The sequence below is a fragment of the Luteimonas sp. KH_071 genome, assembly GCF_057838005.1.
The window spans coordinates 2267106-2290941 of sequence record NZ_CM174458.1; the positions used below are offsets into that span (position 1 = coordinate 2267106).

General features: G+C 67.0%; 17 protein-coding genes. 3 read left to right on the forward strand and 14 right to left on the reverse strand.

Annotated elements, in window-relative coordinates:
- Window positions 1–43: 43 nt before the first annotated feature.
- Window positions 44–3379 carry a PAS-domain containing protein gene (locus AC3IRM_RS10475; protein WP_489203100.1) on the reverse strand — a complete coding sequence of 1112 codons (3336 nt, stop codon included), beginning with the start codon at window positions 3377–3379 and terminating at the stop codon, window positions 44–46.
- 166 nt (window positions 3380–3545) lie between these two features.
- Complete coding sequence (locus AC3IRM_RS10480; RefSeq protein ID WP_489203101.1) at window positions 3546–5804, reverse strand: TonB-dependent receptor; 2259 nt, start codon at window positions 5802–5804, stop codon at window positions 3546–3548.
- Window positions 5805–5972: 168 nt separating this feature from the next.
- Between AC3IRM_RS10480 and AC3IRM_RS10485 the strand changes: the two genes are divergently transcribed.
- Window positions 5973–7370: a GntP family permease gene (locus tag AC3IRM_RS10485; RefSeq protein ID WP_489203102.1), complete on the forward strand. Its 1398-nt coding sequence runs from the start codon at window positions 5973–5975 to the stop codon at window positions 7368–7370.
- A 6-nt stretch (window positions 7371–7376) separates the two neighbouring features.
- On the opposite strand, the gene trxC is transcribed toward AC3IRM_RS10485, so the two are convergent.
- The 6 genes from trxC to map form a co-directional block, all read right to left on the reverse strand.
- Window positions 7377–7811 (reverse strand): thioredoxin TrxC, encoded by a 435-nt coding sequence (gene trxC, locus AC3IRM_RS10490; RefSeq protein ID WP_489203103.1) that lies wholly within the window; start codon window positions 7809–7811, stop codon window positions 7377–7379.
- 57 nt (window positions 7812–7868) lie between these two features.
- Entirely contained in the window at window positions 7869–9005 is a 1137-nt protein-coding gene (dapE, locus tag AC3IRM_RS10495; protein WP_489203104.1) for a succinyl-diaminopimelate desuccinylase, read from the reverse strand.
- A 107-nt stretch (window positions 9006–9112) separates the two neighbouring features.
- Window positions 9113–9472 (reverse strand): Spx/MgsR family RNA polymerase-binding regulatory protein, encoded by a 360-nt coding sequence (locus AC3IRM_RS10500; protein ID WP_489203105.1) that lies wholly within the window; start codon window positions 9470–9472, stop codon window positions 9113–9115.
- Between the two features lie 5 nt (window positions 9473–9477).
- Complete coding sequence (dapD, locus tag AC3IRM_RS10505; RefSeq protein ID WP_489203106.1) at window positions 9478–10311, reverse strand: 2,3,4,5-tetrahydropyridine-2,6-dicarboxylate N-succinyltransferase; 834 nt, start codon at window positions 10309–10311, stop codon at window positions 9478–9480.
- 28 nt (window positions 10312–10339) lie between these two features.
- A complete protein-coding gene (gene glnD, locus AC3IRM_RS10510; RefSeq protein ID WP_489203107.1) occupies window positions 10340–12952 on the reverse strand; it encodes a [protein-PII] uridylyltransferase in 2613 nt (870 codons plus the stop codon).
- Window position 12953: 1 nt separating this feature from the next.
- Window positions 12954–13736 carry a type I methionyl aminopeptidase gene (map, locus tag AC3IRM_RS10515; RefSeq protein WP_310234694.1) on the reverse strand — a complete coding sequence of 261 codons (783 nt, stop codon included), beginning with the start codon at window positions 13734–13736 and terminating at the stop codon, window positions 12954–12956.
- 562 nt (window positions 13737–14298) lie between these two features.
- On the opposite strand from map, the gene rpsB reads away from it, so the two are divergent.
- Window positions 14299–15117, forward strand: coding sequence for a 30S ribosomal protein S2 (rpsB, locus tag AC3IRM_RS10520; RefSeq protein ID WP_489203108.1), 819 nt, complete (start codon window positions 14299–14301; stop codon window positions 15115–15117).
- Window positions 15118–15248: 131 nt separating this feature from the next.
- Window positions 15249–16127: a translation elongation factor Ts gene (gene tsf / locus AC3IRM_RS10525; protein WP_489203109.1), complete on the forward strand. Its 879-nt coding sequence runs from the start codon at window positions 15249–15251 to the stop codon at window positions 16125–16127.
- Window positions 16128–16474: 347 nt separating this feature from the next.
- On the opposite strand, the gene galU is transcribed toward tsf, so the two are convergent.
- From galU to rpsA, 6 genes are all read right to left on the reverse strand, one after another.
- The gene (gene galU / locus AC3IRM_RS10530; RefSeq protein ID WP_489203110.1) at window positions 16475–17377 is read right to left on the reverse strand and encodes a UTP--glucose-1-phosphate uridylyltransferase GalU; all 903 of its coding nucleotides are present in this window, start codon (window positions 17375–17377) and stop codon (window positions 16475–16477) included.
- A complete protein-coding gene (locus AC3IRM_RS10535) occupies window positions 17374–19284 on the reverse strand; it encodes a polysaccharide biosynthesis protein (RefSeq protein WP_489203111.1) in 1911 nt (636 codons plus the stop codon). Before AC3IRM_RS10535 ends, galU begins: the two co-directional genes overlap by 4 nt.
- Window positions 19285–19296: 12 nt before the next feature.
- Window positions 19297–20292, reverse strand: a complete 996-nt coding sequence (locus tag AC3IRM_RS10540; protein ID WP_489203112.1) for an MraY family glycosyltransferase — start codon at window positions 20290–20292, stop codon at window positions 19297–19299.
- Window positions 20293–20298: 6 nt separating this feature from the next.
- A complete protein-coding gene (gene lapB, locus AC3IRM_RS10545) occupies window positions 20299–21477 on the reverse strand; it encodes a lipopolysaccharide assembly protein LapB (RefSeq protein WP_489203113.1) in 1179 nt (392 codons plus the stop codon).
- Window positions 21478–21659: 182 nt separating this feature from the next.
- Entirely contained in the window at window positions 21660–21962 is a 303-nt protein-coding gene (locus AC3IRM_RS10550) for an integration host factor subunit beta (RefSeq protein ID WP_096009334.1), read from the reverse strand.
- A 63-nt stretch (window positions 21963–22025) separates the two neighbouring features.
- The gene (rpsA, locus tag AC3IRM_RS10555; RefSeq protein WP_489203114.1) at window positions 22026–23714 is read right to left on the reverse strand and encodes a 30S ribosomal protein S1; all 1689 of its coding nucleotides are present in this window, start codon (window positions 23712–23714) and stop codon (window positions 22026–22028) included.
- Window positions 23715–23836 lie beyond the last annotated feature (122 nt).

Genomic DNA, 23836 nt, shown 5'->3' on the forward strand with positions numbered 1-23836 from the left:
CTTGGGAAGCCGACCATTGTAGCGAGCGGGTCGACTGCGGCCTTCAGCCGCGCATCGCGCGCATGCGATCCAGCACCGACTTCAGCGCAAGGGGCCGCACCGGCTTGGGCAACAGCGACAACCCGGTGGCGAGCGCATCGCTGCGGACCGCGCCGGTGTCGTCGGCGCTGACGATCAGCGTCGGCCGCTCGCCGAAGCACGCGGTCAATCGCGTGTGCAGCGCGATGCCGGTGTCGCCGGCATCAAGGTGGTAGTCGAACACCCACAGGTCGGCCGGCCTCTGCGCGAGCGCACGCGCGGCCGCATCACTGTCGGCGACCGCATCGACACTGCAGCCCCAGCCCCGCAGCAGGGTCGCCAGTGCGGCAAGCGCAGCGGGATCGTTGTCGACGACCAGCACGCGCGCGCCGGCGAGTCCCGCGCGGGTCGGCGGCGGCGCGGCACGATCGGCGCGCGCGGCGGCAAGCGTGATGGAGAACACCGTGCCCTGCCCGATGCGGCTGCGCAGTGCGATCGGCGCCTGCAGCAGGTGCGCGATGCGATCCGCGATCGCGAGACCCAGCCCGAGCCCCTGCCCGGACGCGCCTTCGCCGCGGCGGAACTCCTCGAAGATCAGCGCCTGCTGCGCGTCCGGAATGCCGGGCCCGGTGTCGTGGACTTCAATGCTCACCTGCCCGCGCACGCGGCGCACGCCGATCAGCACGCCGCCGCGCGGCGTGTAGCGCACTGCATTGCCGAGGAAGTTCTGCAGCACGCGCCGCAGCAGTTGCGGATCGCTGTCGACCCAGGCGCGGCTGCGCACATGACGGAATGCCAGTCCACGCTCGGCTGCGAGCGCGGCGAACTCGGAGGCCAACGGTTCCAGCACTTCGGCCAGCGGGAACGCGCGCGGCTGCGGCACCAGACCGCCGGCTTCCAGTCGCGACATGTCGAACAGGCCGGTCAGCAGATCGCTGGTCGAATCCAGTGCACCGCGGATCTGCCGCAGGCGCGGTTCCACGTCGCCCGGCAGCTGCTGCGACAGCGCATCGGTGAACAGCTGCGCGGCGTGCAAGGGTTGCATCAGGTCGTGCCCGACGGCGGTCAGGAAGCGGGTCTTGGCGAGGTTCGCGCGCTCGGCCTCGCGACGCGCCTGGTCGAGGCTGTCGGTGCGCTCGGCGACGCGCTGCTCCAGCGTCTCGTTCGACAGTCGCAAGGCGTGTTCGGTACGGCGGAACGCGGTGACATCGGTGAAGGTCGCGACGAAGCCGCCGCCGGGCATGGTGTTGCCGCGGATCTCGATGACCTGCCCACCCGCCAGCGTGCGCTCGGCGACGTAGGGCGTGCCGGCGCGCATGTGGCGCAGGCGCTTGTCCACCTCGGCCTCGACATCGACCGGGCCGATCAGGCCGCTGCCGACGTTGTGCCGCACCAGCGCCGCGACTTCGACGCCCACGCGCAGCAACGAGGCCGGATAGCCGAACAGCTCCGCGTAGCGCGCATTCCAGGCGACGAGGCGCAATTGTTCGTCGACGACGCTGATGCCCTGGGTCATGTTCTCCAGTGCGGCTTCGAGCACGCGCTGGTTGAAGCGCAGATCCTGCGAGGCCTCGCCGACGATCGCCGCGACGGTGTCGAAATCCGGGCCCGCATCGCGGCGCGCGGCATCGAGCAGCAGTCGCGCGGAGGCCGCGCCGAGCACGGCCGAGAGTTCGCGCTCCATCCGCGCCTGCACGCGTCGCGGTACCGGACCCTGCGCCGGCGCGTCCTGCAGCAGTTCGTCGACGCGCGCGCCCGCCAGAAAACGCCGGCCGGCGCTCGCGAGCGTCTGCCGGCTCGCGCCGGGGCGACGCCGACGCGCGGCCGCATCGTCGGGCGAGTGGCGCAGCGACAGCAGCAATGTGAGCGCGACGCCGACGAACAGGCTCGCACCGACCGCGCGCCCGAGCCGGCTCCAGCCGGTCAGTCCGAACAGGCCATCGGGCGACAGCCACGCAAGCCCTGCAGGCCAGGCCAGCAGCCAGGTCGACGCGTCGCCGGCGAGCATCGGGACCAGCATCACCCAGGCCCAGGCGGCGAACGCCGCGAGCACACCGAGCAGCGCGGCGAACGGCGGCGTCTGTGGGCGCAGCACCGCGAAGCCGAGCGCGGGCACCAGCGTGGCCAGCGCCGAGAACGAGACCGCGCCGACATCGGCCAGCGCATCGTTGCCGCTGACCATGCGGCTGTAGATCCAGCCGAGCAGCATGATCGCAACGATCACCCCACGCCGCAGCATCAGCAGCGCGCCGCGATGATCGTCGCCGTCGCCGCGCGACCACGCGCCGCGCAGCAGGCCCGGCGCGAACCAGTGGTTGCCGATCATCAGGCTCAGCGTCAGCGTGCTGACGATGACCATGCCGGTCGCCGCGCTCAGGCCGCCGAGGAACACCACCAGCGCGAGCCCTTCCTGCCCCATCGCCAATGGCAGCGCGAGCGCGTACATGTCCGACGACACCGAATCGCCGAGCAATGCACTGCCCGCGCGTGCCAGCGGCAGCATCGGCAGCGCGATCAGCAGCAGGTACAGCGGAAAGCGCCAGCGCGCCGCGCGCACATGCGATTCGTCGCGGCATTCCACGACCCCGACATGGAACTGGTGCGGCATGATGCACATCGCCGCGGCGCCCAGCACCACGAGTGGCACGAATCCACTGGCGCCACCGACCGGCAGTGTGACGACAGGCGACGACGCGAGTTCGGGCAGACCGCGCAATCCGAACCAGACGAACAGGCCCAGCGCGAGCATCGCCGCGAGCTTGAACACCGACTCGAAGGCCATCGCCAGCACGAGGCCACGGTTGTGTCCCGCGGCGCTCGCGCGGCGCGTGCCGAACAGCATCGTGAACAGCGCCATCGCCAGCGCGACGTACAGCGCACTGTCCTGCCACGGCGCGACCACGTCCGCCAGCGCCCGCGGACGGCCGAGCAGCGTGGCGTAGCTCATCGCCACCGCCTTGAGCTGCAGCGCGATGTAGGGCACCAGACCCAGGGCGACGACCAGTGTCACCGTCGCCGCCAGCCAGGCATCACGCCCGAGTCGCGAGGCGATCAGATCCGCCAGTGAGGTCGCGTTGCTGTCGCGCGCCAGCCGCACCAGACGCAGCAGCACCGGCCAGGCCAGCAGGTGGAACAGGATCGCGCCGAGGAAGGTCGGCGGCAACGGCCAGCCGTAGCGGGCGGCCTGGGTGACCGTGCCGTAGAAGGTCCACGAGGTGCAGTGCACCGCGAGCGAAAGCACGTAGATATCGCGCCAGCGCGAGCCGAGCGCATGGGGATGCCGCTCGCCATACACGGCGGCCGCGAACATCGCGGCCAGCCACAGGCCGACCGCTGCAACGACGACGCCGACACTCAACATGCCGGGAGCCGCAGACGCGTTGTCGATGCCGATTCCGATGTCACAACGTGACTGTCCCCCAGGTCGCCGGCGAGCATAGCGCAGCGCGGGCTGTGGTCCGGACGCACGAAGGCCGCCCGCAGGCGGCCTCCGCTTCCAGCATCCGACACGTCCGGACCGCGACGCGTCAGAAGTTGTAGCGCACCGACACGTACCAGTTGCGCGGCCAGCCGTAGTACGCGGTCTGGATGTTGCCGACGCTGGCGAACTCCTGGCCTTCGACCTTGTAGGTCTTGTCGGTCAGGTTGCGCACGCCGGCGCGCACCTGCCACACGTACTGCGGCGAATCCCAGACGCCGTAGGCGCCGACCAGGGTGTAGGCGTCCTGGCTGAGGTTGACGCGGTTGTCGACCGACAGCCAGGTGTCACTGCGATACGAAACATCGCCGCCCACGCTGACCTGGCCGCCGTTGGCGAGCGGGAAGCCGTGCTGCAGGGCCACGCGCGCGGTCCATTCCGGCGAGAACGGCACGTGGTCGTGGTTGACGCTGGGATCGAAGCCCGGGAACGCCGGATCGAGACGGAAATCCTCGAAGGATTTGTACTGCGCATCGAGATAGCCGACCTGCGCGCTGAGCGTGGTGGTCTCGCCGAGCAGCGCCATGCCCTCGAACTCGATGCCCTTGATCTCGAGCTCGGCGGCATTGAGCACCGGGAACGTGCCGACGTCCTGCGATACGCGCGCCTGGAAATCCTTGTACTCGCTCCAGAACGCGGCGACGCTGCCGCGCAGGCGATTGTCCGACGAGCTGCCCTTCATGCCGACTTCATAGGTCCAGACGAACTCGGGATCGAAGTCGGGCGCCGCCGCGTCGGCCGCAGTGTTGGCGCGGCCGTTGAAGCCGCCCGACTTGAAGCCGCGGTTCGCCGAGACGTAGCCCATCAGGTTGTCGGAAAACGCCTTCTGCAGGCTCACCGACGGCGTCCATGCGGTCCAGCTCTTCTTCGCGCTGAAGGCCACGGTTTCGCCGAGCGCGGTGAACGGCACGCCCCAGAACGTGCTGGTACTGCGGTCGTAGTCCTTGGTGTCGCGCGTCCAGCGCAGGCCGGCGGCCAGCGTCCAAGTCGGCACGAACTCCCAGTTAGCATGGGCGAACGCGGCGATGCTCTCGGTGCTGAGGTCGTCGCCGATCGTGCGCAGGAACGAGATCGGCACGCCGGCGAACGCGAACAGATCATCCGCGTAGGCCTCCTGGTAGGACGGCACGTCCTCCTTCATGTAGTACGCGCCGAATGTGGTCTGCAGGTTGCGGCCGTTGTCGAGCTGCAGCTGGAATTCCTGGCTGAACTGGTTCTGGTCCAGCGCGACCAGCACGTCGCCGAGCTCGAACTCGGAGGCGTCGATGTCGATGAAGGACCGCGTTTCCAGCTCGCGATACGAGGTGATGCTCTTGAACAGCGCGGCATCGCTGAGGTCCCACTCGGCGGCCAGCGATACACCGGAGTGCTTCAGCTCCTGCCCCTGGTCGGGGCCGAACGACGTGCGCGCGGTGAAGTCGAACTCGCCGGTCGGCGCGGGCAGCAGCGTCACCGTGCCCAGCGCGAGGTCGGTCCGGCGCAGCGGCGCGGTCGGCTGACCGAGCGACAGCGCGGCATCCTGCCTGGTGTGGTCGATCGACAACGTCGCGCGGAACGCGTCGGTCGGCTGGAACGCGATCTTGGCGCGCAGCGCGCGGGTGTCGTCGTCGTTGTAGTGCCGGCCGGTGTCGCGGTCGCGGATGAAGCCGTCGTGGTTGAGCCAGGCGCCGGCGAAGCTGGCCGCGACGGTGTCGCTGAGCTGGCCGGAGACATAGAAGCGACCCTCGGCGCGGCCGTGGTCGCCGCCGGTCAGTTCGACCGCGCCGCCGCTGTCGTCGAAGGGATTCTTGGTCGTGACCTTGATCGCGCCGCCGGTCGAATTCTTGCCGTACAGCGTGCCCTGCGGGCCGCGCAACACTTCCACCTGCTGCACGTCGAACAGCGAGAACAGCGCACCGTTGATGCGCGAGTAGTAGACGTCGTCGACGTACAGGCCCACGCCGGGATCGAAGGTCTGCAGCGCGTCGGGCTGGCCGATGCCGCGGATGAAGGCGTTGACGCTGTTGGCCGAACCGCGGCCCTGCACGATGTTGAGGTTCGGCACGGCGCCCTGCAGGCCGTCGATGTTGTTGGCCTGCAGGTCTTTCAGCTGTTCCTCGCCGAAGGCGCTGACCGCAACCGGCACGTCCTGGATCGATTCGCTGCGGCGACGCGCGGTCACGGTGATCGCATCGAGCGTGGTCGCGGAACTGCCGGCCTGCGTCTGCGTCGCCGGCTCGGCGGTCTGCTGCGCGTGCACCGCAGGCACGGACAGGCCGAAACCGACGGCCAGACTCAGGGCGGTATGCCGGATGGTGTTGCGCTTCATTGTGTCCCCTCCCACGGGTCGCATGTGTGCGGCACGGTGCCGCTCGAACGCAAGACTAGGGAGTACAGGCGGCGCGCGGCATCGTACCTTCGGACAATGGCCGCCGGTCCATCGGCAAGCCGACACTGCGGACCGTCCGGCCATGCGGCCGCCGCAATCGTGGAACCGATGGACTTTCTGATCGTACTGGGCGCGCTGGTGTTTCTGATGGTGGTCGCCTACCGCGGCTACAGCGTGATCCTGTTCGCACCGATCGCGGCGATGGGGGCGGTGCTGCTGACCGACCCGACGCTGGTCGCGCCGATGTTCACCGGTCTGTTCATGGACAAGATGGTGGGCTTCCTGAAACTGTATTTCCCGGTGTTCCTGCTGGGTGCGGTGTTCGGCAAGCTGATCGAGATCTCGGGATTCTCGAAATCGATCGTCGCCGCGACCATCCGGCTGTTCGGGCCGAAGCAGGCGCTGATGTCGATCGTCGTGGTCTGCGCGCTGCTGACCTACGGCGGGGTCTCGCTGTTCGTGGTCGTGTTCGCGGTCTACCCCTTTGCCGCCGAGCTGTTCCGGCAGGGCGACATTCCCAAACGCCTGATCCCGGGCACGATCGCGCTCGGTGCGTTCACCTTCACGATGATGGCGCTGCCGGGGACGCCGCAGATCCAGAACATCATCCCGACCGCGTTTTTCGGCACCGACTCCTGGGCCGCCCCTGTGCTGGGCACGCTCGGGTCGGTACTGATCTTCGCCACCGGCATGCTCTATCTGGAATGGCGCCGCCGCGCAGCGGCCGCGGCGGGCGAAGGCTACGGGGTGGACCTGCGCAACGAACCCGAACCATTCATCGGTGATCGTCTGGCCCATCCCCTGGTCGCATTGCTGCCACTGCTGCTGGTGGGCATCGCCAATAAAGTGTTCACCATGGCGATCCCGCAGCTCTACGGCAGCAGCCATGCGTTCCCGTCGTCGGCCATGCAGGATGCGGTCCCGGTGGTGCAGGAGATCTCCCGCATCGCAGCGATCTGGGCGGTCCAGGGGGCCTTGCTGGTGGGCATCGTCGCGGTGCTCGTGCTGGCATGGCGTCCGGTGCGGGCGAAGTTTGCCGAAGGCAGCCGCACGGCGGTGGGTGGGGCGTTGCTGGCATCGATGAACACCGCATCCGAGTACGGTTTCGGCGCCGTCATCGCGGCCCTGCCCGGCTTCCTGCTGGTCGCCAACTCGCTCAACTCGATCCCCGACCCGCTGGTCAACGAGGCGGTCACGGTCACCGCGCTGGCCGGCATCACCGGCTCGGCTTCAGGCGGCATGAGCATCGCGCTGGCCGCGATGGCCGAGAGCTTCATCGCCAACGCGCAGGCAGCGGGCATTCCGATGGACGTGCTGCACCGGGTGGCGGCGATGGCCTCGGGCGGCATGGACACGCTGCCGCACAACGGCGCGGTGATCACCCTGCTCGCGGTCACCGGTCTCACGCATCGCCAGTCCTACAAGGACATCTTCGCGATCACGTTGATCAGCACCGCCGCGGTGTTCGCGGTGATCGCGCTGCACTACCTGACCGGCTGGGTTTGACGCCGATCACCGCACCTGGCGCGCGAACTGCACGATCGCCTGCTGCGACAGCGCGCCGGACTGGCGGGCGATCTCGCGCCCGCCCGCAAACAGCACCAGAGTCGGAATGCTGCGGATATGGAAGCGTCCGCCCAGCACCGGCTCGGCTTCGGTATCGACCTTGGCCAGCACGATCTGCGGCGTGAGCTGCGCAGCGGCCTGCTCGAACGCAGGCGCCATCGTCCGGCACGGCCCGCACCACGGCGCCCAGAAGTCCACCAGCAGTGGCAGGTCCGACTGCAGCGCATGTGCGTCGAAGCTGCCCGCGGTCAACGCGATCGGGTGCCCCGGCAGCAACGCGGTATGGCAACGGCCGCAGGTCGGCGCTTCCGACAGACGTGCCTGCGGCACGCGGTTGCGGGTGTGGCACTGCGGGCAGGCGACGATGGCGGTATCGGTCATGGCGTCCTTCCTTTTTGCGCAGCGTGCAGGTGCGTGCGTCGACGCACGGGCAAGGCCTCAACCCGCGTCGGGCAGCAGCCGCGCGATGAGCGCTTCATAGAGATCGGGCAGCGCGTCGAGATCGGCGACGCGGATGTGTTCGTCGACCTGGTGGATGCTGGCGTTGACCGGCCCGATCTCGATGCACTGCGCACCCAGCGGCGCGATGAAGCGCGCATCCGAGGTCCCGCCGCCCGTGCTTTCTTCGGGCGACGCACCCGCGAAGGTCGTCAGCACTTCACGTGCCGCGGCGCGCAGCGGGCCCTCCGGCGTGTAGAACGGTTCGCCGCTGCGGTGCCAGGCGAGCGTGTAGTCGAGCCCGTGGCGGTCCAGCAACTCCGCGATCTCCGTCTCCAACTTCGGTGCATCCCAGTGCGGCGTGTAGCGCAGGTTGAACTGCACGGTCGCAGTGCCGGGAATGACGTTGGTCGCGCCGGTGCCGGCGGAGATGTTGCTGATCTGCAGGCTGGTCGGCGGGAAGGACTCGAAGCCATCATCCCAGCGTCGCGCGACGAGTTCGGCCAGCGCCGGCGCCACGTCGTGAATCGGGTTGCGCGCCTTGTCCGGATAGGCCACATGCCCCTGCACGCCATGCACCGTCAGCGTCGCCGACAGACTGCCGCGCCGGCCCACGCGCAACAGATCGCCGAGCGTTGCGGTGGACGAAGGTTCACCGGTGATGCACCAGTCGATGCGCGTGCCGCGCTCGGCGAACGTCCGCGCGACGCGGCGCACACCATCGATCGCCTCGCCTTCTTCGTCGGAGGTCAGCAGCAATGCGAGCGTGCCGCTGTGCTCGGGATGCGCGGCGACGAATCGTTCGGCCGCGACCACGAACGCCGCGACGCCGCTTTTCATGTCCGCCGCGCCGCGGCCGTAGAGCACGCCATCGCGGATCTCGGGCGCGAACGGATCGGACGTCCACGCCTCGACCGGCCCGCTCGGCACCACGTCGGTATGGCCGAGCAACACCAGCACCGGCCCGCCCTGCCCGTGCGTGGCCCAGAGATTGTCCACCTCGCCGTGACGCATCGATTCGATGGTGAAACCCGCAGCCTGCAGACGGGCGATGATCAGCGCCTGGCAGCCGGCGTCGTCGGGCGTCACCGACTTGCGTGCGATCAGGTCACGGGTGAGATCGAGGACGTCGGTCATGGAACTCTCGTGTAGGAGCGCGCTCGCGCGCGAAGAGGCTTTGCCGGGACCGCACCATCGCGCGCAAGCGCGCTCCTACAGGGTGGCTCTGCCGCACGCCATCTGCATCAGTCGATGCCGAAGCGCTTCTTGAAGCCATTGTCGGAAAAGCCCTGGCTGATCTCACCGTCGTCGGTGACCACCAGCGGACGCCGGATCAGCTGCGGATACTCGCGCAGCAGCAGCTTCCACTCGGCATCGCTGGCCGCGGCCTTGCGGTTGTCCGGCAGCTGACGCCAGGTCGTCGAGGACTTGTTGACCATCGCCTCGAAGCCACCGAGCTTGCCGGCCCATTCGACCAGCGTTTCGGGCGTCGGCTTGGCATCGCGGTAATCGACGAATGCGTGCGCGACGCCGAAGCGGTCGAGCCACTTCGTCGCCTTCCTGCAGGTATCGCAGTTCTTGAGGCCGTAGACGGTGGTGGTCATGGCGCTCAGTCCGCCAGGCCACGCAGCAGATCGTTGACGCTGGTCTTGCTGCGGGTTTTCTCGTCGACCTGCTTGACGATCACCGCGCAGTACAGCGAATGGGATCCATCCTGGGCCGGCAGCTGGCCGGAGACGACGACGCTGCCCGGCGGCACGTAACCGTAGCTGACTTCGCCGGTCGCGCGGTTGTAGATGCGGGTCGACTGGCCGAGGAACACGCCCATGCCGATCACGCTGTGGTGGCCGACGACGACGCCCTCGACGACTTCCGAACGCGCGCCGATGAAGCAGTGGTCTTCGATGATCGTCGGGCTGGCCTGCAGCGGTTCCAGCACGCCGCCGATGCCGGCACCGCCCGACAGATGCACGTGCTTGCCGATCTGCGCGCAGGAGCCGACCGTCGCCCAGGTGTCGACCATCGTGCCCTCACCGACATACGCGCCGATGTTGACGAAGCTCGGCATCAGCACGACATCGCGGCCGAAATAGGTGCCACGGCGCACGGCCGCACCCGGCACCACGCGCACACCGGCCGCCTTGAACTTGGCCTCGTCATAGCCGGCAAAACGTGGCTCGACCTTGTCCCAGAACGGCGCCGGCTGCGCATCGACGACGGCCATGTCGTTGGTGCGGAAATACAGCAGCACCGCCTTCTTCAGCCATTCGTTGACCTGCCAGCCGCCGTTGCCATCGGGTTGTGCGACGCGCAGCTCACCCGACTCCAGCCCCTGCATCGCCTGCTCCACGGCCGGTTTGACGGCATCAAAGATCTCGGCAGCGGTCAGTTCGGCGCGACGCGCGAACGCGTCTTCGATGGTGCTCTGCAGGGTGCTGGTCATGACGGGACTTCGTGGGGAAAACGGGGCGTTATCGTGCCACGTCGCCGTCGATCGAGGCGAGCAGCGCCGTGCGCAGCGCGTCCTGCGCATCTTCATCGAGCAGGTGGCCGGCGTTGTCGCTGAGACGGAACACGTCCTCGACACGCTCACCGAACGTCGCAACGCGCGCGTCGTGCACGCGCACGCCATGCTGGCGCAGCTCGTGGGCGACATCGGCCAGCAGGCCGGGGCGGTCGGTGCAGACGAGGCTGAAGACCGTGTGCCGGCCATCGGCGCTGGCATTGAATTCGATGCGCGGCGGTACGCGGAAATGCCGCAGGTGCCGGGGCTGCGCGCGGCGTGCGGGGCGCAGGTCCATCGAGCCGGTGAGGGCCATGGTGAGCGTGCGCTCGATCGAGGCGAGTTCGAGATTCTGTCTCGCATCGGCCGGCAGCACCTGGAACACGTCGAAGATCGTACCCGCAGGGCCGTCCAGCGCGCGTGCCTGCTGGATCACCAGACCCAGGCGGTCGAGGGTGATGACGATGGCCGAGAACAGGCCGTCGCGATCCGGCGAATGCACGAAGACTTCGAGCGCCTGCGCGCCAGCGGCCAGCCTGCGCACGCGCACGACGACATCGCCGTCCACGGTGTCGCGCAGGCCCAGCGCCTGCCAGACCACCTGGTCGGCACGGCCGCGCAGAAAGCTCTCCTGCGGAATGCGCGTGAACAGGGCATCGGCCTCCGTATCGTTGACGCCGTGCGCCGACAGCAGGCCGCGCGCGCGATCACGTGCCTCGGCGATGCGCTCGACGGCGGCCACCGGATTCTCCAGCCCGCGCCGAAGCGCAAGCCGTGTCGCGCTGCGCAGATCGGTCAGCAGCCGGTCCTTCCATGCATTCCAGAGTTTCGGCGAAGTACCCGCGATGTCGGCGCAGGTCAGCAGGTAGAGGTAATCGAGGCGCTCACGGTCGGCGACTTCGGTCGCGAACTTGTGGATCACCGCGGGGTCGGAGATGTCGAGCTTCTGCGCGCTGGTCGACATCAGCAGATGACGCTTGACCAGCCATTCGACGAGCGCGGTATCGGGCTCGCTGAGGCCGTGACCTTCGCAGAACTCGCGCGCATCCACCGCGCCCAGCTCGGAATGATCGCCGCCGCGGCCCTTGGCGATGTCGTGGAACAGTCCTGCGATCAGCAGCAGTTCCGGCTTGCGCAGCTGCGGCCAGACTTCGTGCGCGCTGGAGAAGCGCTCGTCCGGCGCCTCGGACGCGAAGCTGGCGATATTGCGCAGTACCGCGAGCGTGTGCTGGTCGACGGTGTAGACGTGGAACAGATCGAACTGCATGCGCCCGGTCACGTTCGCGAACTCGGGAATCCACACGCCCAGCACGCCCAGCCGCGCCATGCGTTCGAGCGTGCGTACGGGAATCGGGCCCCGCAGCAGACCGAGGAACTGCTCGCGCAGTTCGGCAGAGGCGGTACGCCACGATGGCAGCGCATGCAGCGATTCGGCCAGCGCGCGCGCGGTCTGCGAATGCAGGCCGCGCAATTCCTGGTGATCGGCCCACATCGCGAACAGGTCGAACACGCGGGCGATGTCACCGCCCGGCCAGACGTCGTCGCGTGCGACCAGATAGCCGCGCTGGCTGCCGAATTCGGCATCGAGCGGCTGCAGCGTGCCCTCGCCCTCGATCTGCTCCTCGAAACGCTGCAGCAGGCGTTCGCTGATCCGCTGCACCACCGAGGCGCTGCGGTAGAACTCCTGCATCATCTTCTCGACGAGCGGGTTGTCAGCGGCCTCGACGTGATGCAGGCGCGCGGCCAGGGCTTTCTGGTAGTCGAAACGCAGGCGCTCTTCTGCCTTGCCGGCGACCAGATGCAGGCCGAAACGCAGCCGCGACAGCGTGCGGCGCTCGCGCTCGAGCGTCGCGTGTTCGTCGACGCCCAGCTGGCCCAGCGCGATCAGTTCCTCGGTGCCGTAGACGCCCAGCACACGCCGCGCCATCCAGCGCAGGTTTTGGACATCGCGCAGGCCGCCGGGGCCGTCCTTGATGTTGGGTTCGAGATTGTCGGCCGTGTCGCCATAACGTGCGTGGCGCATCTCGAGTTCGCGGCGCTTGGCGTGGAAGAAATCGTCCGCCGGCCAGACCCTGGTATCGGCGATCGCGTCCATCAACGCACGCACCTCGCCGATATTGGCCAGCAGTGGGCGCGCTTCCAGCAACGCGGTCAGCACGGTCACATCGTCGGCGGCGCGCGTGCACTCCTCGAAGCTGCGGACCGCATGACCGACCGGCAAGCCGAAGTCCCACAGCAGTGCGAGCATGCGGCCCAGCGCTTCGGCGTGCTCGGTCTGCGCCTGCGGCGTGGCGATGACCAGCAGATCGATGTCGGAATGCGGAAACAGTTCGCCGCGCCCATAACCACCGACCGCGAACAGCGCCAGCGGTGCATCGCCGGGAATAGAGCGTGCCCAGGCCTTGCGCACCCATCCGTCGACGGCATTGGCGCGCGCGGCGAGCAGACGGTCGATGTGCTGGCCCGAATCGAAGCCCTGCGCAAGACGTGCATCGTGCGCGGCGAGCGCTGCACGCGCCTCCGCCACCCAAGTCGTGTCGTCGCTGTCGGCGCCGGGGACCTGGGCGGTGCGCTCGGCCACGTCAGAGAAACGCGTCGTTGTCGTCGCCGGGGATACGGGTCAGCACGTCCACGCCATCGGCGGTGACCGCGACCGTGTGCTCCCACTGCGCGGACAGCTTCCGGTCCTTGGTGACGACGGTCCAGCCGTCGGGCAACACCTTGGTGAAGCGCGTGCCTTCGTTGATCATCGGCTCGATCGTGAAGGTCATGCCTTCCTTGAGCACCACGCCGGCGCCCGGCGTGCCGTAGTGCAGCACCTGCGGTTCGTCGTGGTAGACCTTGCCGATGCCGTGGCCGCAGTACTCGCGCACCACGCTGAAACGCTCGCCTTCCGCGTACTTCTGGATCGCGTGACCGACATCGCCCAGCGTCGCGCCCGGCTTCACCTCACGGATGCCGCGCCACATCGCCTCGCGGGTCACCTCGACCAGACGCCGCGCCATCACCGACGGCGTGCCGACGAAGTACATCCGGCTGGTATCACCATGCCAACCGTCCTTGATGACGGTGACGTCGATATTGATGATGTCGCCGTCCTTGAGCACCTTGGCGTCATTCGGGATGCCGTGGCAGATGACGTTGTTGGCCGAGATGCACGTCGTCTTGGGATAGCCCTTGTAGCCGACGTTGGCCGGAATCGCGCCCTGGACCCGGATGATGTGGTCGTAGCAGATGCGGTCCAGTTCCTCGGTCGTCACGCCCGGCTTCACATGCGGGGCGACGATCTGCAGCACCTCGGCCGCCAGCCGGCCGGCCACGCGCATCTTCTCGATTTCTTCGGGCGTCTTGGTGTGGATACTCATGGCGGCATTATCGCCGAATTGAGCGCACGAGGGGCGACTGAGCGCTCAACATCCGCGATCTCCAGCAGAGCTTCGATCGCATCAAACGGAACGGCTCCGTATGACGCCCGTGTCTGCAGGCTCACATCGCGCCGGCCCACCGTACGCATTTACTGCATGAATTTCCGGATGTACGCATCAATGGGGCGCGGTAGACGCGAGGCCTGCGGTCCGACATACGCGGTCCTCTTGCTGGAGCCACCCGCCCACCTCGTGCCGCATGCACGTTTCGCAAAGCAACAGTCCGAGCCGCGTCCGCATGCGCGCCCGGCACCTGGGGCCTGTCGCACCCACCCGCGATGACTGCTACAATTCTGCTACTGTGCGGGGTGACCCGCCGCAGATGCCGGGCGTCACCGGTAAATACACACCTGCTGCAATGTCCCGTGCCGGGGTGCCTCGAATGAGGTTCGGTCACGGAGGCGGCAGGGAGGCCCAACCCCGGAACCACTGCCCCGCCCCGCGCGGCGCAACCGCCCAAACCTATTCCGTGGCGGCCGGTTCCACTGTCAGGAGTTCCACCATGCCCCAGATCACCATGCGCCAGATGCTCGAAGCCGGTGTCCACTTCGGCCACCAGACCCGTTACTGGAACCCGAAGATGGGCCCGTACATCTTCGGTGCGCGCGGCAAGATCCACATCATCAACCTCGAGAAGACCGTTCCGCTGTTCAACGACGCGATGAACTTCATCTCGGGTATCGCGCAGAAGCGCGGCATGATCCTGTTCATCGGCACCAAGCGCAGCGCGCGCGAAGCGATCAAGGAAGAAGCCGAGCGTTGCGGCATGCCGTTCATGACCCAGCGCTGGCTGGGCGGCACGCTGACCAACTTCGCCACGGTGAAGAAGTCGGTGTCGCGCCTGAAGGAACTGGAAGCTGCCGAAACAGACGGCACCTTCGACAAGCTGGTCAAGCACGAAGTGCTGGGCCTGCGCCGCGAACGCGAGAAGCTGGAAGCCTCGCTGGGCGGCATCAAGGAAATGAACCGTCTGCCCGACGCACTGTTCGTCATCGACATCGGCCATGAAGACATCGCCATCAAGGAAGCCAAGAAGCTCGGCATCCCGGTGATCGCGGTGGTCGACACGAACTACGATCCGGCCCTGGTCGACTACGCGATTCCGGGCAACGACGACGCCATCCGCGCCGTGCAGCTGTATGCGAACGCCGCGGCTGACGCCGTGCTCGAAGGCAAGGCTGCGACGCCGAGTGCGGCGACCGTGCGTGAGGAGGAGTTCGTCGAAGGTGGCGAGAAGCCGGCCCGTGCGCCGCGTGGCAAGAAGACCGAAGACGCCGCCCCGGCCGCACCTGCAGCACCTGCAGCACCTGCAGCCGAGTAACCGCCGCGACATGCGGCCGCCCCATGCTGGGCGGCCGCGCATCACGCCTTGCGCGGGTGATCCCGCCATCGCGTCGATTCCGTGAGGCGGGCCACGGCCCGCACGACATTCCCCGAATTCAGAGGTCTCCAATGGAAATCACCGCATCCCTGGTCAAGGAACTGCGCGAGCGCACCGGCGCCGGCATGATGGAGTGCAAGAAGGCACTCAGCGAAACCGGCGGCAACATCGACGCCGCCGCCGAGGCGCTGCGCAAGTCCGGCCTGGCCAAGGCCGACAAGAAGGCCGACCGCATCGCTGCCGAGGGCCGCATTGCTGCCGCGCAGAACGACAGCGTCGCCGTGCTGGTCGAGATCAACTCCGAGACCGACTTCGTCGCCAAGGATGACAACTTCCTGCGCTTCACCGACGTCGTCGCCCAGACCGCGCTGGCCTCCGGAGCCGCCGATGCCGACGCGCTGAAGGCTGCGAAGGTCGAGTCCGGCGACACGATCGAGGAAACCCGCGCCGCGGTGATCTCCAAGGTCGGCGAGAACGTGCAGATCCGTCGCCTGGTCCGTGTCGAGAGCGCGAACAACGTCGCCGCGTATGTGCACGGCGGCCGTATCGGCGTGCTGGTCGAGCTCAAGGGCGGCGATGTCGACCTCGCGCGCGGCCTGGCGATGCACGTCGCGGCGATGAACCCGCCCTACAACAAGGCGAGCGATGTCCCGACCGATTTCGTCGAAAAGGAAAAGGAAATCGAGCTGGCCAAGATGTCCGAGAAGGACAAGAGCAAGCCGGCCGACATCCTCGAGAAGATCATCAGCGGCAAGATGAGCAAGATCGTCAACGAGGTCACGCTGTACGGCCAGCCCTACGTGCTCGACACCGACAAGACCGTCGAAGCCGTGCTGAAGGCAGCCGGCGCCGAAGTCATCGGCTTCCAGCGTCTGGCAGTCGGCGAAGGCATCGAGAAGGTGGTCGAGGACTACGCCGCCGAAGTGATGAAGCAGGCCGGCCTGGCCTGATTCGCCTCGCACCCGTCGGCGCCGCGGCGTCGACAGTGTGGTCTGACTGAAGAACGCGCTCGCAAGGGCGCGTTTCTTTTTGTGTGCGATCGGATCGGTGTCGCCCCGGTCCAATAGCAGCGTGGGCGGCAAGCGATTCGGGCCAACCGTCGGTAGACGCATGCCATGCATCTGCCGCCCCTGGCATCTCCGGCCTGCCTGTTTCGCCGGGTGCCGCTGCCGGTGGTCACGCATTTCGCGTCGCCAACAGACGCCTCGCCGTGCGTGTGCACCCACGCTTCGAGGGACTGCGTTACGAAAACGCCCGGCCGGAGCCGGGCATTCGGATCAACTTGCGGCTGCCCACATCACTCGAGCTCGCGCACTCCGAGCTCCTCGAGCGCGTTGCGCATCAGTACCGCGGCCGGTTCGCTGAGCTTCTCGTTGTCGAGCGCGTAGCGGATCGTCGCCTCGATCAGTCCGAGATGCGTACCGCAGTCGAAGCGGACACCCTTGAACCGGTACGCATGCACGGGCTGCTCGGCGAGCAGCGCCGCGATCGCGTCGGTCAACTGGATCTCGCCGCCCGCCCCCGGTTTGGTGTTCTCGAGCAGCTCGAAGATGCGCCCGTCGAGCACATAGCGGCCCACCACTGCCAGCGTGCTGGGGGCGTCCTCGGGCCTGGGCTTCTCGACCATGGCATGGATGCGCCCGTGGCGGCCCTCGAACGCGTCGGTTGCGACGATGCCGTAGCTGGCCGTCTGCTCGCGCGCGACGTCCTGTACCGCGATCATGCTCGCGCCGGTCGCTTCATGCGCATCCGCCATCTGCCGCAGTGCGCCTGCGCCGTCGCGGTTCCAAAGAAGATCGTCGGGCAGCATCACCGCAAACGGCTCGTCCCCGATCACGGCACGTGCGCACAGCACCGCGTGGCCAAGACCACGCGCTTCGGGCTGGGTCACGAAAATCGCCTGCACGCCGTCCGGCAGCGGACGCCGGACTTTTTCGAGAAGTTCGTGCTTGCCCGCCGCTTCGAGACGATCTTCGAGCTCGTAGGCCTTGTCGAAGTAATCGCCGATGGCGTGCTTGTAGCGGTTGGTCACGAACACCAGCGTATCGCAGCCCGCCTCGATCGCCTCGTCCACCGCGTATTGGATCAGGGGACGATCGACGATGGGCAGCATTTCCTTCGGCACCGTCTTCGTCGCCGGCAGGAAGCGCGTACCGAGCCCTGCAACGGGAAAAACGGCCTTCCGGATTCTCTGCGTCATGGTTGTCTCGCGTGTCGTGGTGGGAAGGCGACGATCGTCGCACCCCCGTTGTGTGTGGACCGCGATTGCAAAGGCGCGAATTCGGGCACCGCTTCGCGCAACGAAGCGGCGAGCAGCTCCAGGTCGTAGCGCGCGACGCCGTCCGACAGCTTGACCAGAGCCGTCGCGAGCCGCTCCGCGTGCACGGTCCGCGCTTCCGCGAGCAGGATTTTGGGATGCGTGGTGGGACGATACCGCTCGTCCGCATGGAACAGTGTCTCGTGCAGCTTCTCGCCCGGGCGCAAGCCGGAATAGACGATCGCGACGTCCTGGTCGGGGTGCTTGCCCGCCAACCGGATCATCTGCTCCGCAAGCAGGCGGATCGAGACGGGTTCGCCCATGTCGAGCGTATAGACCGCCTGGGCGGAACCGATCGCCACCGATTGCATGATCAGCTGGCAGGCCTCGGGGATCGTCATGAAGTATCGCGTGACCTCGGGATCGGTCACGGTCACCGGCCCGCCGCGACGGATCTGCTCCCGGAACAGCGGCACCACGCTGCCCGCCGAGTCGAGGACATTGCCGAAGCGTACGGTGATGAAGTCCGTAGCCGCGCCGACAGCCAGATCCTGGCAGACCATTTCGGCCAGTCGCTTGGTCGCGCCGAGCACGTTGACCGGATCGACCGCCTTGTCGGTGGAAATCAGTACGAACGTACCGACCTTGTGCGCAATCGCCGCACGGGCGACGGTGCGCGTCGCAAGCACGTTGTTGCGCACGCCCTCGCGCAGCTGGGCTTCGAGCACAGGGACCTGCTTGTACGCTGCTGCGTGGAACACGGCATCGGGCGCAGAGAGTCGCATTGCATGTTCGATCACGGCTGCGTCTCCACAGTCGCCCAGCACCGGCACCAGTACGATCCGTGGAAAATCACGGCGCAATTCGCTTTCGATGCGGGTCAGCGCCAGCTCATCCATCTCCATCAGGGTGATCTGCGCGGTGCCATTGCGCGCGCACTGGCGACACAGTTCCGATCCGATCGATCCACCGGCGCCGGTCACCAGCACACTGCGTCCCCGCAGCCACGCACGGATCGCCTTCCAGTCGGGCATGACCGGCTTGCGACCGAGCAGATCCTCGATCGCGACCTCTTTGAGCTCGCCCGGCAGCGAGCGTCCCTCAAGCAGATCGTCGAGCTTGGGTACGGTGCGGAACGGAAGCCCGGTCCGCTCACAGGCCTCGACCACCTTGCGCATTGCCACGGCGTCTGCGGAAGGCATGGCGATCACGAGCAGCTTGGCGGCAGTCTCGGGCGCCAGCTTCTCAAGCTCCTGAATCTTGCCCAGCACCGGAACGCCCTGCAGCTGGCTGCCACGCAGTTTGGGGGCATCGTCGAGGAAGCCGACGGGATCGTAGGCCCCTGTCCTGCGCAGATCTCGCACCAGCGTCTCCCCGGCCTGCCCGGCTCCGAGGATCAGCACCCTGACTGCGGAGTGGCTCGTCCGCGTCATGCCGTGATCCTTCCAAGCGCGATACAGCAGCCTGGGCATGCCCAGCAAGGCCGCGAGCAGCAAGGGGTAGGTGATCAGGACGGTTCGGGGAACCAGATTCAGCCGGTTGTAGACGAACAACACCAGCATGATCGAGAGCAGGCCCAGCACCGAAGCCTTCACGATGTTCATCAGATCGGGCACGCTGGCGAACCGCCAGACACCGCGATACAGACCGACGCGCCAGAAAATCAGGCCCTGCGCCATCAGGATCAATGCGATTTCGGCCGACCAGAACGCAAACGTCGGCGCGCTTTCCATCACCGAATGACGGAACTGGTGGAGGCCGATCCAGCACAGCCACACCATCGCCAGATCGTGGAGCACGACGGCCACACGTGGCCCCAGAACACCGATTCTGGTCTTGAGGTCAATCATCCAGTCGCTTCCCTACGACAGGCGCATCCGGCGTGTATGCCGGATACGGAATGTGAGCCAGATGGTGACACCGAGGAGATACCACGTGGCGAAGGCTCCGATGATAACGGGTTGCTGCGCGCCTGCCATCCAGGTGGCGACCAGGATCGACAACAGCGTCCAGGCGGCATAAGCGCCTGTCACGACGGCGTGGGCGTGCCCCGCCTGCACACACCGCTGGTACATATGCTGTACGTGCGGCGTCCACCACCGTTCGCCGCGGATCATGCGGGACAGTAATGTCAAAGCCGCGTCAATCACGAAGGCGCTGACCGGAAGCAGCCACAGCAGCGACGCCACGGGATCAGGCGCCGGCGCGAGCGCGATCAGACAGGCCGCCAGATAACCCAGCGCACCGCTGCCGACGTCACCGAGAAAGATCCGGGCCTTTGGACAATTGAACGGCAGAAAGCCAGCGCAGGCTGCGGCGAAGATGCAGGCCAACAGGGCGCCGCCGCCGGTCAGCCCAAGCAGCAACAAGCCCAACGCGACCAGAATCGCCTGTGTGGACGCCAGACCGTCGATCCCATCCATGAAGTTCCAGACATTGATCAGGCCCAGCGCAAGTGCAGAAACAACGATCGCCCACCACAGGGGCTGGCCGGCCCACACAACACCGACGGCAAGGAGCGCGGCCGCGAGGACATGCACGGCCAGGCGGCCCCAGGGCGACAGCGGCCGGTGATCGTCGATCCAGCCGATGGTCGCCACCAGCGCCAGGCCACAGGCGCCGAGCAGTAGCACGGGCGACATGCCGGCGCCTGCGGAGCCGAGCCAGATCATCGAAGGCAAGACGACCGCGACGATCGCAATGCCCCCACCGCGAGGCGTGGCAACCGTGTGACTCCGCCGCTCGCCCGGCGCGTCGACCAGTCGCCGGGACAGCGCATAACGACGCGCAAGCGCGGTCAGCGCGCAGGCGACCAGCAACGCGGCGGCACACAGGGCCGCCACGGGGAACGAAGACACGGACACTCAGACCACGGCGTAGTTGAGCAGCGGCTTGATCGTGCCCCACTCCTTGCAGCTCGGGCACTGCCAATGGTGGCTGCGCGCGCCGAAGCCGCACTGCTTGCAGCGATAGCTGGGATTGCGCACCAGCAGCTGCTCGGTGATCAGGCGCAGTTCCTGCAGTGTGCCGACGTGATCGACACCGTCGGCCAGGGTCAGATCGATCAACGCCGCTTCGCCGCGCACGGACGGCCGGTCCTTGAGCTGCCGCGCGAGATAGGTGCGTGCCGCGCGCACGCCCTCCTCCTGTTCGACCAGTCGCGTCAGCGCCAGCACCGGCGCGACGCCCTTGTAGTGCTCGGTCATCTGCGACAGGAAGTTGCGCGCACCCGGCACGTCACCGACCCGCTCATATGCAGCCAGCAACGGCGCGAGAATCTCGGGCAGGAAGTCGGTGTCATGACGTGCGGCGCGCTCGAATGCGCGAATGGCCGCGGCATCATTGCCGGCGTCGATTTCGATGCGCCCTTCCAGAATGCCGGCACGGACCGACCCCGAATCCGCGGCGTAGGCCCGCTGCACCGCGCTGCGTGCGCCGTCGGTATCGCCCGCCGAACGCAGACGATCGGCGAGTTCGCATTCGAACTGTGCGATCAGCTTGCCCATCGGCTCGCCGGTCGCCGTCTCGTAGCGCGTGGCGTTCTCGATCGCCTTCTGCCAGTCACGCTCGGACTGGTAGATGCCGATCAGGTGGCGCAACGCCTGCGGCGCACGCTGGTCGATCCGCGCGAGATCGGAGAACACCGTCTCCGCGCGATCGAGCAGACCGGACTTCATGTAATCCTCGCCCAGCGCAAGCAGCGCCTGGACCTTCTGCTGGTCGTTGAGATCGGGGCGCTGCACCAGTCCCTGATGCAGACGGATCGCCCGATCCACTTCGCCGCGGCGACGGAACAGATGTCCGAGCGCGACCTGGGTTTCGAAGGTGTCCTTGTCGAGTTCCGCGATATGCAGGAACAATTCGATGGCCTTGTCGGGCTGCTCGTTGAGCAGGTAGTTCAGGCCGCGGAAATAGGTCGTCGACAGGCGGCTGACCTGGGTATCGCTGTGGCGCTCGCCGCCGCGGCGACCGATCACCCAGCCGCTCAGGGCCGCGATCGGCAGCAGCAGGAAGAACCAGAACCACTCGGTCACAAACGCCATGGATCACGCTCCATCGATGGATCGGCCGCGAACGCGCGACCCGGGCCGGCGATGGACATCAAAGCGCGATACGCGCCCCGCCGACGGTGCGTCGACGATCCTACCCGCTTGCCGATCCTGCACGCCAACCATGCGGCGATCCGCAGCGGGCGTGGAAAAGAATATGGGACCGCGGTGGGCGGTCAGTCTTCGGCCGGCATCGGCTGTACGTCGCTGACGCGATCGCGCAGTTCCTTGCCCGGCTTGAAATGCGGCACATGCTTGCCCGGAAGCGCGACGGCATCGCCGGTCTTCGGGTTGCGTCCGGTGCGCGGCGGACGGAAATGCAGCGAAAAGCTGCCGAAACCACGGACCTCGATCCGATCGCCGGCCGCCAGGGCACCGCCCATCATTTCGAGCATGGCCTTGACCGCAAGGTCGACGTCCTCGCCCTTGAGATGCGCCTGGCGCTGGGTCAGCAGTTCGATGAGTTCCGACTTCGTCATGTCTCGTGCTTGCAGATGCGACAGCGCCGACCCGGGGAATGCCCGGGCCGGCGCCGCATGGGCTTACTCGCCCTTGTTGCCCAGCTGCTCGCGCAGCAGCGCGCCCAGCTTGGTGGTGCCGCTCGACGCTTCCGATGCCTGCTTGTTGTACTCGGCCAGGGTCTCGGCGGTTTCCGCCTCGTCCTTCGCCTTGATCGACAGCTGCAGGACGCGGGTCTTGCGGTCGACGCCGAAGTACTTGGCCTCGATTTCCTGACCGACCTTCAGGTGCTGGCTGGCGTCGTCGATGCGCTGGTCGCTGATGTCGCGCGCCTGTACATAGCCTTCCACGCCTTCACCCAGATCAACGACGGCGCCCTTGGCATCGACTTCCTTGACGGTACCGGTGACCTTCGAACCGCGCGGTGTGGTCGCCATGAACTGACCCATCGGGTCCTGCTCAAGCTGCTTGACGCCCAGCGAGATGCGCTCGCGCTCCGGATCGACCGCCAGCACGACGGCTTCGACGGTGTCGCCCTTCTTGAACGCGCGTGCCACGTCTTCGCCGGTGGAGTTCCACGCGATGTCCGACAGGTGGATCAGGCCGTCGATACCGCCGTCTAGGCCGATGAAGATGCCGAAGTCGGTGATCGACTTGATCTGGCCGTCGACCTTGTCGCCCTTCTTGTGGATGGCCGCGAAGGTTTCCCACGGGTTCGAGGTGACCTGCTTGATGCCCAGCGAGATGCGGCGACGCTCTTCGTCGACGTCGAGCACCATGACCTCGAGTTCGTCACCGACCTGCACCACCTTGGACGGGTTGACGTTCTTGTTGGTCCAGTCCATTTCGGACACGTGCACCAGACCTTCGACGCCCGGCTCGATCTCGACGAACGCGCCGTAATCGGTGACGTTGGAGACCTTGCCGAACACGCGGGTGTTGGACGGGTAACGGCGGGCGATGTTGTCCCACGGATCCTCGCCCAGCTGCTTCAGGCCGAGGCTGACGCGGTTGCGCTCGCGGTCGTACTTCAGCACGCGGACGTCGAGCTCGGCGCCCACTTCCACGACTTCGGACGGATGGCGCACGCGCTTCCAGGCCATGTCGGTGATGTGCAGCAGGCCGTCGATGCCGCCGAGGTCAACGAACGCGCCGTAATCGGTCAGGTTCTTGACGACGCCCTTGAGCACCGCGCCCTCGACCAGCTTCTCCATCAGCTGCTCGCGCTCTTCCGAGTGCTCGCTCTCGACAACCGCGCGGCGCGAGACGACGACGTTATTGCGCTTGCGGTCCAGCTTGATCAGCTTGAACTCGAGTTCCTTGCCTTCCAGGTACACCGGGTCGCGCACCGGGCGCACGTCCACCAGCGAACCCGGCAGGAACGCGCGGACGTCCTTGATGTCGACGGTGAAGCCGCCCTTGACCTTGCCGCTGATGCGGCCGGTGATGGTCTCGTTCTTCTCGAGGGCTTCCTCGAGTTCGTCCCACACCATCGAGCGCTTGGCCTTCTCGCGCGACAGCACGGTCTCGCCGAAGCCGTTCTCGAGGGAATCCAGCGCCACCTTGACGGAGTCGCCGATGGCGATGTCGATCTCGCCGGCGTCGTTACGGAACTGCTCGATCGGCACGATGCCTTCCGACTTCAGGCCGGCGTTGATCACGACCACGTCGGTGCGCACGTCGACGACGATGCCGGTGACGATGGAGCCTGGCTTGAGCTTGGCCAGATTGGTCTGGCTGGCTTCGAACAGTTCTGCGAATGATTCGGTCATTGGTAAATACCTGGTTGACTCAGACTGCGTGGCGGCGCCTTGTCAGCGCGGAATGCCGGCAGTCCACCCGTTGGTCGGCCGTCGCGGGATTGCAGGGCCGTGAGTGTTGAGGTGAACGGACC

Bases quoted from the DNA above. Each gene is read 5' to 3' on its own strand.
- AC3IRM_RS10475 (WP_489203100.1), bottom strand. From the start codon at position 3,379: ATGTTGAGTGTCGGCGTCGTCGTTGCAGCGGTCGGCCTGTGGCTGGCC.
- AC3IRM_RS10480 (WP_489203101.1), bottom strand. From the start codon at position 5,804: ATGAAGCGCAACACCATCCGGCATACCGCCCTGAGTCTGGCCGTCGGT.
- AC3IRM_RS10485 (WP_489203102.1), top strand. From the start codon at position 5,973: ATGGACTTTCTGATCGTACTGGGCGCGCTGGTGTTTCTGATGGTGGTC.
- trxC (WP_489203103.1), bottom strand. From the start codon at position 7,811: ATGACCGATACCGCCATCGTCGCCTGCCCGCAGTGCCACACCCGCAAC.
- dapE (WP_489203104.1), bottom strand. From the start codon at position 9,005: ATGACCGACGTCCTCGATCTCACCCGTGACCTGATCGCACGCAAGTCG.
- AC3IRM_RS10500 (WP_489203105.1), bottom strand. From the start codon at position 9,472: ATGACCACCACCGTCTACGGCCTCAAGAACTGCGATACCTGCAGGAAG.
- dapD (WP_489203106.1), bottom strand. From the start codon at position 10,311: ATGACCAGCACCCTGCAGAGCACCATCGAAGACGCGTTCGCGCGTCGC.
- map (WP_310234694.1), bottom strand. From the start codon at position 13,736: ATGAGTATCCACACCAAGACGCCCGAAGAAATCGAGAAGATGCGCGTG.
- rpsB (WP_489203108.1), top strand. From the start codon at position 14,299: ATGCCCCAGATCACCATGCGCCAGATGCTCGAAGCCGGTGTCCACTTC.
- tsf (WP_489203109.1), top strand. From the start codon at position 15,249: ATGGAAATCACCGCATCCCTGGTCAAGGAACTGCGCGAGCGCACCGGC.
- galU (WP_489203110.1), bottom strand. From the start codon at position 17,377: ATGACGCAGAGAATCCGGAAGGCCGTTTTTCCCGTTGCAGGGCTCGGT.
- AC3IRM_RS10535 (WP_489203111.1), bottom strand. From the start codon at position 19,284: ATGATTGACCTCAAGACCAGAATCGGTGTTCTGGGGCCACGTGTGGCC.
- lapB (WP_489203113.1), bottom strand. From the start codon at position 21,477: ATGGCGTTTGTGACCGAGTGGTTCTGGTTCTTCCTGCTGCTGCCGATC.
- AC3IRM_RS10550 (WP_096009334.1), bottom strand. From the start codon at position 21,962: ATGACGAAGTCGGAACTCATCGAACTGCTGACCCAGCGCCAGGCGCAT.
- rpsA (WP_489203114.1), bottom strand. From the start codon at position 23,714: ATGACCGAATCATTCGCAGAACTGTTCGAAGCCAGCCAGACCAATCTG.